Source organism: Clostridium sp. DJ247 (assembly GCF_014231265.1).
Genome location: NZ_JABAIW010000054.1, coordinates 1 through 16,207, shown reverse-complemented (window position 1 = coordinate 16,207; position 16,207 = coordinate 1). Strand labels below are relative to the sequence as shown.

Below are 16,207 nucleotides of genomic sequence, written 5' to 3'. Positions count from 1 at the left end.
CTATTTAATAATTTTCTTACCAACAAGGACTATAAGCAGCACCACTACTGAGGTTAGAGCGATTGTTCCTCCAGGGGCACTGTTTATGTAGTAAGATAAGAATAATCCAACAATTATATCAATAAATCCAAATATAATGGAAAAAATTAAAGTTGCACGAAAGCCTCTTCTTAATTGAAGAGCTGCTGCTACTGGTACTGCTATCATGGATGATATTACTAGTATGCCCATAATTCTTATGGAAACGGAAATAGTGGCTCCTACTAATAAAGCGAAAAGATAGTTGGTAAGCTTAACTTTTACTCCAGCTACTTTTGCTCCACTTTCATCAAAAGTAATATAAAGTAATTGATTATAAAGTATAGATAAAGTTACAACAGATATTATGCTTAAAGCAAATACCGTGTAAATTTCGTTTTTTGAAACTGTTAATATGCTTCCAAATAAATATGATCCTACATTAGCACTTGCTTTACCAGAGCTTACTAAAGTTATAGCTATACCAATAGCCAACGTCATAACAATTACCAATATAAGTTCTGCAAATTTACTATAATAATTTCGAAGAAACTCAATTAGTAGTCCACAAGTGGAAGTAAATATAAAAGCACAGATTATAGGATTGTACCCTAAAACTAATCCTAGCGCTACTCCAGCAAAAGAAGCGTGGGATAAGGCATCACCCATCATGGAATAACGTCTAAGAACAAGAAAGGCACCTACCGATGGACATAAGATTGAAATAAAGATGCCTGCAATTATTGCATTTTGCATAAAAGAATATTGTAGCATTTTTTTCCTCCGGAATAAATTTTTGTTTTAATAAACTAGCATACTTTTAAGTTCTTTTTGTATTCATCAATGGAGTGCAGAGTTGCTGCACCGCAATCCATGGTACAAATATGTGTTGAGTTATCAAGAGCAGCTGTTAGATTATGTTCTACAGCAATAACAGTAATTCTTAAATGAAGATTTAGATGTTTAATTATACTATAGATTTCTTTTTGACTTTGTATATCGATACCTGTTGATGGTTCATCAAGTATTAATAATTTAGGATTTTCCATTAATGCACGTGCTATAAATATTTTTTGTTGTTGGCCACCAGACATATCACCAATAAGCTTATGTTTAAAATCTTGCATGCCCACTGCACCAAGAGATTTATTAATAATTTTTGTGTCTTTACACTTTAAAACCTTCATATGACATTTTAACATCTCTGTAACAGTAATTGGGAAGTCTGAGTTGAAACTATCAAGCCGTTGAGGAACATATCCAATTCTATCGGTACCTAAATCTATGGTTCCATTTACAGGCCTAAGTAAGTTTAGCATAAGTTTTAAAAGTGTGGTTTTAGCACTACCATTGCCACCTAATATAGAAACATAACTTCCTTTTTTAATATTTAAATTTATATCATTAATAATGTAAGGAGCATTACCAGTATATGAAAAACGTAGGTTATTTATTTGTATCATGAAATTATATCCTCCATTTTATAACTTTATAATATATGGTCAATAATATATATTGTTTATATAATTGACAAAAAAAGTATATAGTATTATTATATACGTAGATGCAAATCATTTGCAACTACATAATATAAAATTTAACATAAACCATAAATAATTGCTAGGAGGTAAAATAGCAAAATGTTTAAAAAAATATGTCATGTTCTGTTAACTATTAGTTTGATGGTTACATTTACTTCTTGTGGAGTCAAAAACACAGGAGTTTCTGGGAAAGTTAACGAGGAAAGTAATAATGGGCAAATTAATGTAGTTACAAGTTTTAATGCTGTATCACAATTTGTAAAGGTCATAGGTAAGGAAAAGGTAAGTATTCATACTATAGTACCTAATGGAACAGAGCCTCATGACTTTGAACTTAAACCAAAGGACTTAGAAAATATAAGTAAAGCTAAGATATTTGTTTATAATGGTCTTGGAATGGAAAGTTGGGTAGATAAAGCTGTGGGTGCAGCAAACAATAAAGAATTGATTGTGTTAGAGGCATCAAAAGGGTGTAATCCAATAAAAAATACTGATGAAGACTCAATAAAGGAACATGGACAATATGACCCTCATACATGGATAAGTTTAACATCTGCAAAGGTTGAAGCTGAGAATATTAAGGAAGCTTTAGTTAAAGTAGACCCAACTAATAAAGCATACTATGAGAAGAACTATAATGAGTTCGCTTCTAAAGTTGATAACATGATTAGCGAATATAAAGATAAGTTTAATAATATTTCAAATAAAAATTTTGTAACAGGTCATGCAGCTTTTGCATATTTCTGCAGAGATTTTAATTTAACACAGAACAGTATAGAAGATGTGTTTGCAGAAGGAGAACCAACACCAAAGAAGATGAAAGAATTGGTAGATTATTGCAAGAGTAATAATGTTAAAACTATTTTCGTAGAAGATATGGTGAGTCCAAAGGTCTCAGAAACTTTGGCAAAAGAAGTTAACGCAAAAGTAGAAAAAATATATACCTTAGAGAGTGAAGAAGACAACAAAGATTATTTACAAAGTATGAAAGAAAATTTAGATAGAGTTTATAATAGCCTTAAATAAAATAGCACTTACATAGGATAGTTTTTTATATGATTCAAGATAATTTTGAAGCTCAGATATGTCTTAAAGTACGAAAATTTTTATGTTTTATACCTGCTTTTAATAAAGCTTTGTAACTTTTACATAAAGAACTTGGTTTAACCAGGTTCTTTTATTTTACATAAAATATTAGGGATATATTCATGAATGTATCTCGTTTTGAAGGTTCTCTTTTAATTTATAAAGAATAATAAAATTAGAAGAATGTATTATAGCAAAAGAGCCTGTACCTAAAAAGATGCAGGCTTTAGTTATGTTACAAAATATAAAATGTGTGAAATTTAAAAAATTGTCAATTTAGTTCTTTTATATAGAGTAAAGTAACTAGAAATTTGTTATCTGTAAGAAACTTCTTCAGTGTAAGCAAAATGAATCGTATTATCTGTTAAAGTTACCTTGTGAAGCTCTACTCTTATTACTACGAAACTACTTGGATCCCCTGGCAAATCTTTCATAAAAGGGAACTTCTGAAGTAAAAGCTCAAATGCTTTTTGAATTTCCTTTGGATTCTCGCTAATATAGGCTTTACCAGTAGCCCTTATGTATTTTAACTCTTGAAGTTCCTCTATTGAATTACAATCATGGTCAATAACAATAAATACATTATTATTTGTTTTAATCTCTTTTACTTTGTCAGAAGCATTATATGTAACAAAATATAAAACAGATTCATTTTCCCCCACTACATAATCAACTGATCTTACCTTTGGTAACCCTTTTTCATCAACAGTTCCTACATACATTAAATTATGTTTTTTTACTACATCTAAAATTTTTTCTTTGATATCCATTATTTTTTTCTCCCTTCATTTAATAATGCTTTAAACATTTAATATATTAATTTAATTATACAATGTATAAAAATTTAATTAAATGAATTTTATACCATTTACACAATGTTAACATAAACTAATCACTATGTTAAATAGTTTCTATTAACTTATAGTATAAGTATCTTATAAGTTAATAAACTATAGTTACATAGATAGTACTCTATTCTACATTGGAATCTTATTATAGCAACAAAATAGCCTGATTCTAATTAAATCTACTCATTTAAGCTAGACAAGGTTAAAGAAACTATTGCTTGATATTTACTAAATATAAAATAAAGGATACCTTTCAGAGTATCTTTTATTATTCATTACTATTTTTATCGACATAAATCATTCCTACAGAAAGAAATCTTTGTTATAATTATATCATATTTTGTAAAATTATGATATTATAAGTATAAGTATCTTTGAATTACAAAATTTAACTTGACATATTTACGAATAACTTGCTTTTTTACTTATAATTAATATTTATTAGCTTAATAACCATCAGTAGAGAGGAGCTGCTTTCTATTGATTGATATAACTATATTATACGAAGGAGTGGCATTATGATAACTAATTATGAAAAAAATTATAATATTGAAAAAATAAAAGCATTTGACAAAGCTATGATTAAAGCTTCTAAGACTAATAATGATGTATTTCAATTTGAAGGTAAGCAGTATATTGTCTGTTCATATGGTGAATGTGTACAAACCTTAATCAATGATAGAATATTATATCGTATTTTTACTGAAGAACATAGAAATGATATTTCCGTAGGTTATAAATTGTTAAAATACTTATAGAGCTGATATTAATACAAGTTGTTGTAAAATCCAAAAACTCAAAATCTGTAATTTTGATATGGTCGCTTACTCTGTGAGTACTCATCTGACGTAAGGCGAAGGAGTTTCATATAAAGATTGGAGTATTAGAGCGGGTAGTCATCGCATAAAATAATATTAGATCAGGTTAATAGTATCATAGGTAACTAAGATTTCTTTATTAAGAGTATGGGAAAGACGTAAGCTATGTGTTAATAGCATTACGTCTATTCTTTGATAAAGTAATTATTAATTTTCTTAGGAGTTAACCCGATTTTATATTAAAATAAATTTTCATATATAGAAGCTATAACAGCTTTATCAAAAGGAACATAGTTGTTGTTTAACAATCTTTGTTGAGTTTCAACTGCTAATGTAGCAAAATCATTTACTTCGAATTGCTGCATATCATACTCTCTCAGTTTTTTCTTTGGCAAAAAGCTTCCTAATATTTCATCTATTTTTAAATATATTACATCTGAATTATCTTCAATATTTAAAATAGATGAAATGAAAGTGTTTAATTCTTTTATTTTTCCTGTGCCATTCATTTTGTAATAAGTTTTTAAAACTTCTGTTAGAAACTGATAATTAGCTTCCCCATGTGACACATGATATTTACCACTTAAAGGATAAGATATTGCATGAACAGCACCTACCCCTGTATTATCAAAGGCTATTCCAGCATAATTACTAGCTATAGCAAAGGTATCTATAATGTCATTTCTATATTCTTTACCATTTTTGTGAATTTTTAAATATCCCTCTAAGATAAGTTTTATAGCTTTTAAACTGTATAACTCTGTATAAGGATTAGACTTAGGTGCCAAATAAGATTCTATAGCATGAATTAAAGCATCGATAGAGCTAGTCATAAAAGCATTAAATGGAAGAGTTTTTAAAAGCTCTATTATTAACACAGCATCATCCGCATAAAGCTCATCAATAGCTAAACCTAACTTAGTTTTTTTTTCAATAAATCCTACTATGGAAATATTAGTAACTTCACTACCTGTACCACAAGTAGTTGGAATGATAACTAATTCTTTATTTTTATTGAAAGGAATTTTTTTTGTAAAAAGCTCATATAAATCTATATTCTTATTTAGATTTTTATGAGTAAGTAATTTAGCAATATCTACTATACTACCTCCACCAACAGCTATAACTCTTTTATAGTTAAGTTTTTCTGCTTCCTCAAATATGCTTTTTATCATTTTATCTGTTGGTTCTCCTGAACCATGTTTATCTCTAAATATAAAATTACATTTTAGGTTTAATTGATTTAATACAGTGTTGTACAAAAAATTTGAAGTTAATATTAAATCATCTTCACTTATATTAAAATCTTGCGAAAACTCTTTAAATGTATCAAACTTATGAATTGTAGGTCTACAATTGAATAATAACATAGATATCTTCCTCTCATACTTTGTTTTATAGATAATTTATTCTATGATTTATTCTTAGCAAAACTTATGCCAAAAGTATAAAGTTCTAAGGTTTTAATCAGTTAACACAAAAGCACATATTGTATGTTACTGTAATGTTGCAATATTACAACATTACAATTTAAGCCATGGTTTGTAAAAATACCTGCAATTTAAGCTTTAGACTAATTAAAAATATTTAACGTGACGAAACATGGTGATATATACCGTAGTATAAGTTAAGTTTAAGTTGTCGGTATCTTTATTTTCATAATAATTTTTTGTCTTCATATTTCTTTCTTTTTCTTACAAAGGTTGATGCATCTATTCCTAATTCTTTTGCAGCTGATCTAACATTTCCGTATCTTTTAAAAGTATTTTTTATAAGTGCAGCTTCTAAGCTTTCAACAGCTTCTTTTAAATTAATGTTTTTATTTTCAATGTTAATTTTTATTTTATGTTCATAAGAGCGATCTTTTATTGGTAAATCGCTTCTAAGTATTTTATCACCTCTACTCATAATCACAATTCTCTCTATAATATTTTTTAACTCTCTAACATTCCCTGGCCAGTTATAATTATAAAGACAGTTCATAGCAGCGGGTGTAATAGATTTATTAAAATTATATTTCTTATTTAGATTAGATAAAAAATGTATTATTAGAGGTTCTATATCTCCTTTTCTTTCTCTTAGTGGTAATATTGTAATGGGAACTACATTTAGACGATAATATAAGTCTTCTCTGAATAGTTTTTGCTCAACCATTTTTTGTAAATTTCGATTAGTAGCTGCTAGAATCCTTACATCTATCTTTATTGTTTTTATACCACCTACTTTTTTGATTTCTCCTTCCTGTAATACTCTAAGAAGTTTAACTTGCATGTCTAATGACAGTTCTCCAACTTCATCTAAAAAAATAGTTCCACCATCTGCTAATTCAAATAAACCAATCTTACCTTCTTTATTTGCACCAGTAAAAGCCCCTTTTTCATAACCAAAGAGTTCAGACTCAATAAGATTTTCTGAAATAGCACCACAATTTATTTTAATAAAATTCTTACTACATCTTTTACTGTTTTTGTGTATATACTTAGAAACTTCCTCTTTACCTACTCCTGTCTCCCCAAGCAGCAGTACTGTAGTATTCACCATTGCAACCCTCTTAGCAATTTCTAAAGTTTCTAACATCTTCTCGTCCTCAGCTATAATATCTGCTGCATTTAAAAGCTGACTTCTCATTGCTTCTATTTCAGAACGATACTTTTTATTAAGTTCATTGTTTTTTTCTAGTTGTTTTTTTAACTCATACAATTCCGTTACATCTCTTACATTTGTAACTACCATTGTTATATTACCTTTTTCATCAAATACTGGGCTGCTAGAAACTAACGCTTTTTTTCCTGTTTTAAATTCTTGTTCAATTGTATAACTTCTTTTATTTTCTAAAACAAGAAGAGTTGATGATTCAGAAATATACCCTTTTTGCACCAATTCCAACATGTTTTTGCCAATGAGTTCATATCTATTTATACCTGTAATATTTTCATAAGCTTTATTAACATTTAAAGTGTTAGCTTGCCCGTCAGTAATATAAATTCCATCATATGAACACTCAAAAACACTATACAACTGCTTTACTAGCTCTCTAGAAGCTTTCAATTCTGCTTTTATAAGTTTAATTTTTGAAACGTTTTCATTTTCATTCATTACTTTATCTGATATCATTACATAACAGCCTCCCCAGATTTTAATGTCCTTTATGTATCATAAATTTTAAGTGCATATTGTTCAAACTATAAGATATATCCAATGCAATAATACTTAAATTTAATAATTACTAGGATAACATCTGTTCATAAGATTTTATATACAATGTAAATATTTCAAGAGTTTATTTGGCTATTAGACATGATAACAGAAAAAAACACCACAGTCAAAGGGTTTAACTAGTAAACCTCTAACTGTGGCAGTTTATGTAAAATTAAATTACTATATTTTTACTCATAATACTGTGGAGCATGTCTCAGTGTTTCAAAGAAAGTCATATCATGTGCAAATATAACCTTAGCATTATGTTTCTTTTCGAGTTTTCTTACTTTTTCTATGGAGTTAAAGAATGCTATACTATCATACACAAGTCCTGATGCTTTGGCTGGTGGTCCATAATTTTCTGCTGTATATACACAATCTTGTGGAAATATTAATGTACCATCCTTTTCAAGATGAACAACTAAACCTAATATCCCTGGAGTGTGTCCTGGCAATGTAATCACTTCTATTCCTTCCATAATTTCAAAGTCTTCTTCCACTAGATAATATTGTTTCACTGGAACTTCTAAATCCTGTTTTATATAAGCACCATGTTTTGCTGGGTCAGGATTTAGGTGGATCAAAGTTTGTCCGTATTCAAAATCCTTTTTATGTACATAAACATCAGCATGTTTAAACAATTCTAAATTTCCAGCATGATCTAAATGCATATGAGAAAGAATAATTGTATTTATTTCTTCAGGCTTTGTATTACATAGTTCTAATTGCTTAACTAAGTCTTGATTATCTTTCTTATAAAAAGGAAAAATTTCTTTTAATCCATCAGGCCAATATCCTTCCATGGCTTTAGGATTACAGCCTAAATCATATAATATTTTACCATCTGAATGATCTATTAATACAGCTATTACTGGTATCTTAATCCATTCACTCTTTACATTTGGATTGCTTCTCGTTCCCACAGTAGACATAGCTACCATAGAATTCTTATCACATTCTAACCAACCAGTATTTAATATATATACTTTCATAATTTTGTCCTCCTATTTTATAATGGATTAGCTATATTTTACTATTCAGTGTCCTGTCACTAAGACATAATGGATAATAACTATAGTTTCTAATTGCTATCAAATTTATTATCAATATTATTTAAGCAATTATAATGCCATATTTATTCTTTAAGGCTAGTTTTATGTATTGTTATAATAAATACTCTTTTACGTTACAAAATAGAATATGATAAATAATATTTAATTTAAAATCATTTTGTTGCAAATATGCAACATATTTCTGTTTTGCAACAAACAAATATCCTTACACTAGTAAGTTAATGTGAAATTATCACCATGTATGAAAGATTAAATTTTGCAGACAATATTGTATGTAAATAATATTTTTATACAGGAGGTAATATAAATGCTACCAGAAAAAATGAATCATGCTAATGAAGGAATTAAATGTGTTGTTAATACTTGTCACTATTATATGTCTGGTGACCATTGTGCAGCAGCAATGATAGAAGTTCAACCTAGAAATGCAAGTAATACACAAGAAACAGACTGTGCAACATTTGTTCCAGAAGCACAAGCATAATTTTTAAATGAAGCCCGATAGAAACAAGTAGTCTAGCGGGCTTCGACTTTATTAGTAAGGTATATAGAAGTTATTCTATGTGTTAATGAATTTAACCCCTTGAATCTTCTGGGAACCATTCAATTTCATCGTTTATGTCTTTAGAGATATATGCTTCATCTCCTCCAGCAATTAAAGTAGAAGTAGTTTCATAATCCTCTTCAGAAAGTCTATTAAGACTACTAGCCTGTGAGTAACTCTTTAGCTTTTCGTTGTTTTTATTAATATCCATTGATAACACCTCCATTATTTATGATGCACAAATAGAAAATATTTATGAAGTATGGCAATAAATTTATCTACTTACGACTATAAGAGTTATGATTAGAGGATAATACTATAATATAGAGTTTACATTTAGAATTGTATTATCTATTTTTAAAATTAAGAAAGGAGAACTCAAAAATAATGTGTTCAAAACAAAAAGTTGTAGTAGGAATGTCAGGAGGAGTGGATTCCTCAGTATCAGCCCTTCTTTTAAAAGAACAAGGATACGATGTAGTAGGAATGTTCATGAAAAATTGGAATGAAAAAAATGAAGAGGGTTACTGTACTTCTGTAGAGGATTATGAAGATGTGGTGAGAGTATGCAATGTTATAGATATACCATATTACACTGTAAATTTTGAAGAAGAGTATTGGGATAGAGTCTTTACTTATTTTCTAGAGGAGTATAAGAAGGGGCGAACACCAAATCCAGATGTAATGTGCAATAAAGAAATAAAATTTAAGGCTTTTTTAGATAGTGCGTTAAAAATAGGTGCAGATTATATTGCAACTGGACATTATGCGCAGATTACATTCAATGATGGAAAATATCAGCTTATAAGAGGGGTAGATCAGAATAAAGATCAGACATATTTTCTTTGTCAGCTAAGTCAATATCAGTTATCTAAATCTTTGTTTCCAGTAGGACATTTAACTAAGCCTCAGGTAAGAGAGATAGCTTTAAAAGCTAATTTACCTACTGCGAAGAAAAAAGATAGTACCGGAATATGCTTTATTGGAGAAAGAAACTTTAAAGAATTTTTGAGTAACTATTTACCAGCAAAGCCAGGCTTAATTAAAACTTTATCTGGAGAAGTAAAAGGTGAACATGCTGGTCTTATGTACTATACTTTAGGTCAGAGAAAAGGTTTAGGTATTGGAGGCGAAGGAACAGGTGAACCTTGGTTTGTAGCTGATAAGGATTTAGAAAATAATGTTTTGTATGTAGTTCAGGGGGAAAACAATCCAAAACTATATGCTTATGCATTAGAAGCCAATAAATTAAATTGGATAAGTGGAGAAAAAATACTTGATAACCTAAAATGTACAGCTAAATTTAGATACAGACAGAGCGATCAGGGTGTTACAATAAAGAATATAAATGAACATACAATATTAGTAGTGTTTGATGAACCGCAAAAGGCTGTTACACCAGGACAAGAAGTAGTGTTTTATCAAGGTGACATTTGCTTAGGAGGAGGTACTATAGATAAAATTTTTAAAGGTAAAGAAGAATTTAATAATGAATAGTTAAACTTAAAACTAAATTTAGATAAATAAAGCATGTAGCTAAGAAGGATTTTTTATAAAAATAATCTTATATTTACTATATGTTTTTATTTCTTGTTAGTAAAAATTTCTTGTTTTTATAAATTTAAATACATTTATAAAAATTCATGAATATAATATTAGTAACGGAAGAGAGGAGGAATGATTTTGAAGAAGACCTATGTTTTAGATACCAATGTTATTCTGTACTCACCAGGAGCTATATTCACCTTTGGACAAGATGACGTAGTTATACCTGAGGTTGTACTAGAGGAGCTAGATGCTTTTAAAAAAGAAAGCAGTGATCTTGGAGCTAATGCTAGACATGCTGCTAGGCTCTTAGACGGACTGAGAAAGGAAGGAAAGTTTAATAAAGGTATAAAACTACCAGGTGGTGGGAATTTAAGGGTAGAGATGAACCATTATAGCACTAAAATACCTCCATCATGGGATAAAAATAAACCTGACAACAGAATAATACAGGTATGTAAAGGTCTTAAAGAGCAAGGGGAGGATGTTTGGCTAATAACTAAAGATATATTCGAAAGAATTAAAGCAGATACAGTTGATATAAATGTAGAAGATTTTTACGAAAAAGTTGTGCCAGAGCAGGATAGCCAGTATACAGGCAGGATAGATGTTTACACTCCAACAGATAAAATATCCGAATTTTACAAAAACAAGTTTATTAATGTGAAGGATGTATTGTCTTATTCCGCTGAGTTAGATAAGTACTCTGTTCCTAATCTTTATACTAATCAATTTATAATGATTCACTGTCTTCAAAATCCTAAACAAACAGCCTTAGGGCGTTTTGATGGTAAAAAAATTGTTCCACTTTATTATAAAGATAATATACCTTTAGGTGTTAGTACTAGAAATGTTGGTCAGAAGTTTATTTTAGAGGCATTGTTTACAGATGCAGAAAAGGCACCATTAGTAATAATTAAGGGTCCAGCTGGCACAGCTAAAACATTATTTTCTTTGGCTGTTGGACTTCATAAAATTTTAGAAGAAGGAACTGAACAATATAGAAGAATTCTTGTTTGCAGACCTAACATTACCATGGATGAAGATATTGGCTTTTTACCAGGAACGGAACAAGAAAAGATATCTCCCTTCATGAGACCTATTATGGATAACTTAGAAATACTAGTAGATTCTGATGAGAAAGAAAGATATAAAAATGAAAAAGAATTAGCAGATAAAATTAAAGAATTATTTGATAGAAGAATTATAACAACTGAAGCTGTGGCTTATCTAAGAGGAAGATCAATAGTTAAAAACTGGGTAATAATTGATGAGGCACAAAATCTCACCCCAAAGCAAGTAAAAGCAATTGTAACAAGAGTTGGTGTTGGAACAAAACTAATCCTAATTGGAGATACTGAACAAATAGACCATCCGTTTATTGATTCTAGGTCAAACGGGCTATGCTATGCATCTGAAAAAATGAAAGGAAGTAGTTTATGCTATCAAGTAACTCTAAAATATGACGAATGTGAACGGTCGCCGCTAGCCTATGAAGCTTCAAAACGACTATAAATAATTATAAGTGTTTCATAGCTGAGAATGTAAGTATAAAGCATTAATGGTCACTGAACTATTAATGCTTTATTTTTATATTTATAAATCTACAATATAAAGCAATAATTGTAGATTTATATTTTATGTAAATATGTTTAAGGTTTATTAACAAAGTTTTTGTCTAATTTGTATTTATTTCTATTTAAAAAATATATCATTTATTGTACAATGTTATAGATATATTTGTAGAAAGGATGAGTTCTAATACATGGATGAAAAGAAAACCGAAGTAAAGAAAAAGAAATCCGTATGGAAGCTAATTGTAGGTTTTTTAATATTCGAGATTATATTTACTGGGGTAACTGCTCCTCTTATTATATTTCACGGACCTTTTGAAAATGTAAAAAGGACAATAGTTGGTGCAGCAATGACAACTCTAAGTCATCAATATGTTGCTAAAATGTTTCTGTCAGATGATGAAATAAATAAAATATTAGAGGGTAATTTTGTAGAAACTATAGCTCAACAAGATAACTCTGATGTGAAGATCGAAAATAAGCATGATAGTAATATTGAGAGAGAAGAAATTAGCGATGGGAAAAAGTTTAAGGGATATATGTTAATCGTACATGATCCTTCTAGAATAAAGGTTGGATCTAGTAGCAAGCTAGGGGTGGAAGGGGAACTTACTAGTCAAATAGCTAAGAAAAACCATGCAGTAGCAGCTATTAATGGTGGTGGATTCACAGATAGTTCCTCAGGGGATAGTAAGTGGACAGGCACTGGAGGTAAACCCGTTGGAATATTAATGAGTGATGGAAAAATACTGTATAATGATGTACAAAATGAGAATGAAAAAGTAGATGTAATGGCTATGACAAAGAAAGGTGTACTCTTAGTGGGGCCTCATAGTTTACAGGATCTTAAAAGTCAAGAGGTTACAGATGCCATTTCTTTCGGACCTGCAATTGTTGTAAATGGAAAAGGAACAATCAAGTCAGGTGATGGTGGTTGGGGAATAGCACCTAGAACGGCTATAGGCCAAAGAAAAGACGGAGCTATTTTGCTATTAGTTATAGATGGAAGACAAACAAAAAGCGTTGGGGCCACTTTAAAAGATGTACAAAATATAATGCTTCAGTACGATGCTGTGAATGCAACTAATTTAGATGGAGGTTCATCTTCAACTATGTATTATGAAGATGAAATAATTAATAACCCATGTGATCCTTTAGGGGAAAGATCAGTTCCTTCTGCAGTTTATGTAAAGCCATAATATACAGTAGATAACTAATTTAAGGAGAGTGCAGAATGAAAATTTTTAGAAGGATTTTGATATGGATACTTATATCATTAACTGCGCAATTTGCAGGGTTTTTCTATATTAATAAATACTTTTTATCCTCAGATACACCTATAAAAGCTAAAAAAATAGTAAAAAGTGATACAAAAAAAATAGATGTTGAAATTAAAATACCAGATGGAGCAGATCATGTTAACGTTTCTTTTGATGCCAAGTATGTGGCATATTATGATAATAGTATACTAAAAGTAGTAGACACTAAAACTGGAGCAGAAAAAAGTGTTGAATTTCGTGATGGTGTAAAGGTATCCTTTTATAAATGGCTTCCAGATAGAAACAGAATGCTTATAGCAGAAAAAGAAGATAGCAAGAAGGCATCCAATATAAAGTTAGTTTATTATGATGTAGACAAAGATGTTAAAGAAGATGTTAAAGAATTAGACTGGGCTGATAAAAAATCAGAAGTTGAAGATATACAAGCTGCACCCTTGACTAATATTATTTATGTTAAGGTTGCTAATAGTGGAAAGAGAAGTAGTATCTATTGGATCAATATAATGAAAGAGATGAAGAAAGTTGATACAAGATCTTATATGATAGGTAAAATACGAGTTGTTCCTCATGAAGATAAACTTGTATATGAGGATTTAACTTATAAGAAAATATATGTAACAGATAAGGATGAACCACTTACTATAAATGGAATAAATAATCCAGGTTTACTCGGAGTAGATGATGACGATAAAGTATATATAGGGGAAGTACAAGGAAATAAGATATCAAAAATTTATTACGGAACCATAAAAGAAGGTAAAAATGATCTTCAATTCATAGATTTAAGTAACATTACTCCAAATAGGGAGGATGTATATATTACTCCAAAAGGAAAAATATATATAAATGATAACTTAAAAGGTATGGTAAAAGAAATGGGAAGTGGAAAAGAATATATATATCAAGGGAACTTCCTTCAAATGTATGATGGAGGGGTTGTTTCAATAAGTGATGGAAAACTTTCCAAAACAATATTTAATTAATTTTAGTATTGGTATAAGGGATTGATGATGTATTTATCATCAGTCTTTTTTACTAAAGTATGATTTAAATATATTATTATATTAGGTTAAGTGCTAAAATATTACTTTAGCTTTGAGTAACAATATTAGTTTTGATATAATAGATATATTGAATGTAAAATGTTAACAAAAGGAAGGAATGATATTATTGAGTACAGATTGGTTGTTAAATAAAATACTTATAATACCGGCGATGCTTATTGGATTTGCTTTTCATGAATATGCTCATGCATTAGTAGCTGATAGACTTGGAGATAAAACACCAAAATTTCAGGGAAGATTAACTTTAAATCCATTTGTGCATATAGATATAATTGGATTTTTAATGGTACTAGTTGCGGGGTTTGGTTGGGCTAAACCAGTACAAATAAATCCATCTGCATTTAAAAATAGATATAAAGATGACCTAAAAGTATCTATTGCAGGACCAATTGCTAATTTGATAGTTGCTTTTTTGGCTACTATAATATTGGTAATTATATCAAAGTACGGTAATGTATTATCATTAGGATATTCTCAATTGTACAGAATAATTGGAATAATATTTTATCAAATGATTGGTATAAATTGTATGTTATGCATTTTTAATTTATTGCCCCTACCTGGTTTGGATGGATTTCATGTTTTAAGGGATTTGTTTCCCTCTACCTATTATAAGCTATCAGATTCAATATACAGATATCAACTCATAATACTAGTACTATTTATTGCAACACCTATATCTAGTTATATAGTAGGGATACCAGCATCTTTTTTAACACGTACTTTCATAAATCTAGCAAAAATGATGATATAAACTATTTTTATTTTATTATTTAAATTATACTAAGAAATTTTCATAGTAGCTATTAGTTGAACTAATCTATGGAATATCAGATTTTAGAGATGGAGCCTTAGGGCTGATATTGCAATAGATAAAGTACTAATTAAACATAACATAAGGAGGAAAACTATGAGATTACGAAAAAAGTGGTGGGCCAGACCAGAGATGGAAGAAAGTCCTTTAGCCATAATAAACCCCGCTGAATATAAGGGAAGATGGCAGGAAGAATTTAAAAATAATAATGATATATATTTAGAGTTAGGCTGTGGTAGAGGAAGATTCATTTCAACACAAGCCTGTAACAATGAAAATATAAATTATATAGGAGTAGATCTTAAAGACGAGGTTCTTATATATGCCTTAAGAAAATTAGTTGAGGCAGAAGTACAGAATGTTAGAGTTATTCCTATGAATATAGCTGGTATATCAGAAATATTTGATAAAGACGAAATAAGTAGAATATATATAAACTTTTGTAATCCATGGCCGAAGGATAGACATAAAAAAAGAAGGCTTACTCATAGTAAGTTTTTAAATGAGTATAAAAAATTCTTAAAACCTAACAGCGAAATATGGTTTAAGACAGATGACACAGAGCTGTTTGAAGAATCACAGGAATACTTTAAGGAAAGTGGGTTTAGTATAGAGTATTTAACTTATGATTTGCATAAGAGTGATTTCACAGAGAATGTGGTTACAGAGTACGAAGAAAAGTTTACTTCGTTAGGCATGAAAACTATGTTTTTGATAGCTAAAGGGTTGTAGCCCAAAAAAATAGTTCTGACACTTAAAAAAAAGTCCTGACAATGAAAAAAAAGTTCTGACAAAAAAACGGAA

The 16,207-nt window shown here is 29.4% G+C and carries 16 protein-coding genes; 9 read left to right on the top strand and 7 right to left on the bottom strand.

Going from position 1 to position 16,207, the window contains the following annotated elements; genetic code table 11:
- Entirely contained in the window at nt 1-792 is a 792-nt protein-coding gene (locus tag HGI79_RS18150; RefSeq protein ID WP_185652096.1) for a metal ABC transporter permease, read from the bottom strand.
- 35 nt (nt 793-827) lie between these two features.
- Nucleotides 828-1,481, bottom strand: a complete 654-nt coding sequence (locus HGI79_RS18145; protein ID WP_185652095.1) for a metal ABC transporter ATP-binding protein — start codon at nt 1,479-1,481, stop codon at nt 828-830.
- 177 nt (nt 1,482-1,658) lie between these two features.
- Here HGI79_RS18145 and HGI79_RS18140 point away from each other — a divergent pair, with 177 nt between their 5' ends.
- Nucleotides 1,659-2,585, top strand: coding sequence for a metal ABC transporter substrate-binding protein (locus HGI79_RS18140; RefSeq protein WP_185652094.1), 927 nt, complete (start codon nt 1,659-1,661; stop codon nt 2,583-2,585).
- A 374-nt stretch (nt 2,586-2,959) separates the two neighbouring features.
- Here the strand turns inward: HGI79_RS18140 and HGI79_RS18135 are convergent, their stop codons facing one another.
- Nucleotides 2,960-3,415, bottom strand: coding sequence for a pyridoxamine 5'-phosphate oxidase family protein (locus HGI79_RS18135; RefSeq protein WP_185652093.1), 456 nt, complete (start codon nt 3,413-3,415; stop codon nt 2,960-2,962).
- Between the two features lie 596 nt (nt 3,416-4,011).
- On the opposite strand from HGI79_RS18135, the gene HGI79_RS18130 reads away from it, so the two are divergent.
- Nucleotides 4,012-4,251: a hypothetical protein gene (locus tag HGI79_RS18130; protein ID WP_185652092.1), complete on the top strand. Its 240-nt coding sequence runs from the start codon at nt 4,012-4,014 to the stop codon at nt 4,249-4,251.
- A gap of 299 nt (nt 4,252-4,550) precedes the next feature.
- On the opposite strand, the gene HGI79_RS18125 is transcribed toward HGI79_RS18130, so the two are convergent.
- The 3 genes from HGI79_RS18125 to HGI79_RS18115 form a co-directional block, all read right to left on the bottom strand.
- The gene (locus HGI79_RS18125) at nt 4,551-5,681 is read right to left on the bottom strand and encodes a 4-hydroxybutyrate dehydrogenase (RefSeq protein ID WP_185652091.1); all 1,131 of its coding nucleotides are present in this window, start codon (nt 5,679-5,681) and stop codon (nt 4,551-4,553) included.
- Between the two features lie 286 nt (nt 5,682-5,967).
- Complete coding sequence (locus tag HGI79_RS18120) at nt 5,968-7,425, bottom strand: sigma-54-dependent Fis family transcriptional regulator (RefSeq protein WP_241428260.1); 1,458 nt, start codon at nt 7,423-7,425, stop codon at nt 5,968-5,970.
- 272 nt (nt 7,426-7,697) lie between these two features.
- The gene (locus HGI79_RS18115; protein ID WP_185652090.1) at nt 7,698-8,501 is read right to left on the bottom strand and encodes an N-acyl homoserine lactonase family protein; all 804 of its coding nucleotides are present in this window, start codon (nt 8,499-8,501) and stop codon (nt 7,698-7,700) included.
- Nucleotides 8,502-8,889: 388 nt separating this feature from the next.
- On the opposite strand from HGI79_RS18115, the gene HGI79_RS18110 reads away from it, so the two are divergent.
- Nucleotides 8,890-9,066 (top strand): DUF1540 domain-containing protein, encoded by a 177-nt coding sequence (locus HGI79_RS18110; protein ID WP_185652089.1) that lies wholly within the window; start codon nt 8,890-8,892, stop codon nt 9,064-9,066.
- Between the two features lie 91 nt (nt 9,067-9,157).
- Here the strand turns inward: HGI79_RS18110 and HGI79_RS18105 are convergent, their stop codons facing one another.
- Entirely contained in the window at nt 9,158-9,337 is a 180-nt protein-coding gene (locus HGI79_RS18105) for a hypothetical protein (RefSeq protein WP_185652088.1), read from the bottom strand.
- A 176-nt stretch (nt 9,338-9,513) separates the two neighbouring features.
- On the opposite strand from HGI79_RS18105, the gene mnmA reads away from it, so the two are divergent.
- The 6 genes from mnmA (at nt 9,514) to trmB (ending at nt 16,135) form a co-directional block, all read left to right on the top strand.
- Complete coding sequence (gene mnmA, locus HGI79_RS18100) at nt 9,514-10,623, top strand: tRNA 2-thiouridine(34) synthase MnmA (RefSeq protein WP_185652087.1); 1,110 nt, start codon at nt 9,514-9,516, stop codon at nt 10,621-10,623.
- 186 nt (nt 10,624-10,809) lie between these two features.
- Nucleotides 10,810-12,186, top strand: coding sequence for a PhoH family protein (locus HGI79_RS18095; protein ID WP_185652086.1), 1,377 nt, complete (start codon nt 10,810-10,812; stop codon nt 12,184-12,186).
- A 250-nt stretch (nt 12,187-12,436) separates the two neighbouring features.
- Complete coding sequence (locus HGI79_RS18090; RefSeq protein ID WP_185652085.1) at nt 12,437-13,444, top strand: phosphodiester glycosidase family protein; 1,008 nt, start codon at nt 12,437-12,439, stop codon at nt 13,442-13,444.
- Between the two features lie 35 nt (nt 13,445-13,479).
- Nucleotides 13,480-14,508, top strand: coding sequence for a hypothetical protein (locus tag HGI79_RS18085; RefSeq protein WP_185652084.1), 1,029 nt, complete (start codon nt 13,480-13,482; stop codon nt 14,506-14,508).
- 178 nt (nt 14,509-14,686) lie between these two features.
- Nucleotides 14,687-15,343, top strand: a complete 657-nt coding sequence (locus HGI79_RS18080) for a site-2 protease family protein (protein WP_395939558.1) — start codon at nt 14,687-14,689, stop codon at nt 15,341-15,343.
- Nucleotides 15,344-15,499: 156 nt separating this feature from the next.
- Entirely contained in the window at nt 15,500-16,135 is a 636-nt protein-coding gene (gene trmB, locus HGI79_RS18075) for a tRNA (guanosine(46)-N7)-methyltransferase TrmB (RefSeq protein ID WP_185652082.1), read from the top strand.
- Nucleotides 16,136-16,207 lie beyond the last annotated feature (72 nt).

What these genes read in the sequence shown, in the direction of transcription:
- HGI79_RS18120 (WP_241428260.1), bottom strand. Translation starts at nt 7,425, where the DNA reads ATGATATCAGATAAAGTAATGAATGAAAATGAAAACGTTTCAAAAATT.
- HGI79_RS18090 (WP_185652085.1), top strand. Translation starts at nt 12,437, where the DNA reads ATGGATGAAAAGAAAACCGAAGTAAAGAAAAAGAAATCCGTATGGAAG.
- HGI79_RS18135 (WP_185652093.1), bottom strand. Translation starts at nt 3,415, where the DNA reads ATGGATATCAAAGAAAAAATTTTAGATGTAGTAAAAAAACATAATTTA.
- HGI79_RS18085 (WP_185652084.1), top strand. Translation starts at nt 13,480, where the DNA reads ATGAAAATTTTTAGAAGGATTTTGATATGGATACTTATATCATTAACT.
- HGI79_RS18105 (WP_185652088.1), bottom strand. Translation starts at nt 9,337, where the DNA reads ATGGATATTAATAAAAACAACGAAAAGCTAAAGAGTTACTCACAGGCT.
- HGI79_RS18115 (WP_185652090.1), bottom strand. Translation starts at nt 8,501, where the DNA reads ATGAAAGTATATATATTAAATACTGGTTGGTTAGAATGTGATAAGAAT.
- HGI79_RS18130 (WP_185652092.1), top strand. Translation starts at nt 4,012, where the DNA reads ATGATAACTAATTATGAAAAAAATTATAATATTGAAAAAATAAAAGCA.
- trmB (WP_185652082.1), top strand. Translation starts at nt 15,500, where the DNA reads ATGAGATTACGAAAAAAGTGGTGGGCCAGACCAGAGATGGAAGAAAGT.
- HGI79_RS18125 (WP_185652091.1), bottom strand. Translation starts at nt 5,681, where the DNA reads ATGTTATTATTCAATTGTAGACCTACAATTCATAAGTTTGATACATTT.
- HGI79_RS18080 (WP_395939558.1), top strand. Translation starts at nt 14,687, where the DNA reads ATGATATTATTGAGTACAGATTGGTTGTTAAATAAAATACTTATAATA.
- HGI79_RS18140 (WP_185652094.1), top strand. Translation starts at nt 1,659, where the DNA reads ATGTTTAAAAAAATATGTCATGTTCTGTTAACTATTAGTTTGATGGTT.
- mnmA (WP_185652087.1), top strand. Translation starts at nt 9,514, where the DNA reads ATGTGTTCAAAACAAAAAGTTGTAGTAGGAATGTCAGGAGGAGTGGAT.
- HGI79_RS18150 (WP_185652096.1), bottom strand. Translation starts at nt 792, where the DNA reads ATGCTACAATATTCTTTTATGCAAAATGCAATAATTGCAGGCATCTTT.
- HGI79_RS18145 (WP_185652095.1), bottom strand. Translation starts at nt 1,481, where the DNA reads ATGATACAAATAAATAACCTACGTTTTTCATATACTGGTAATGCTCCT.
- HGI79_RS18110 (WP_185652089.1), top strand. Translation starts at nt 8,890, where the DNA reads ATGCTACCAGAAAAAATGAATCATGCTAATGAAGGAATTAAATGTGTT.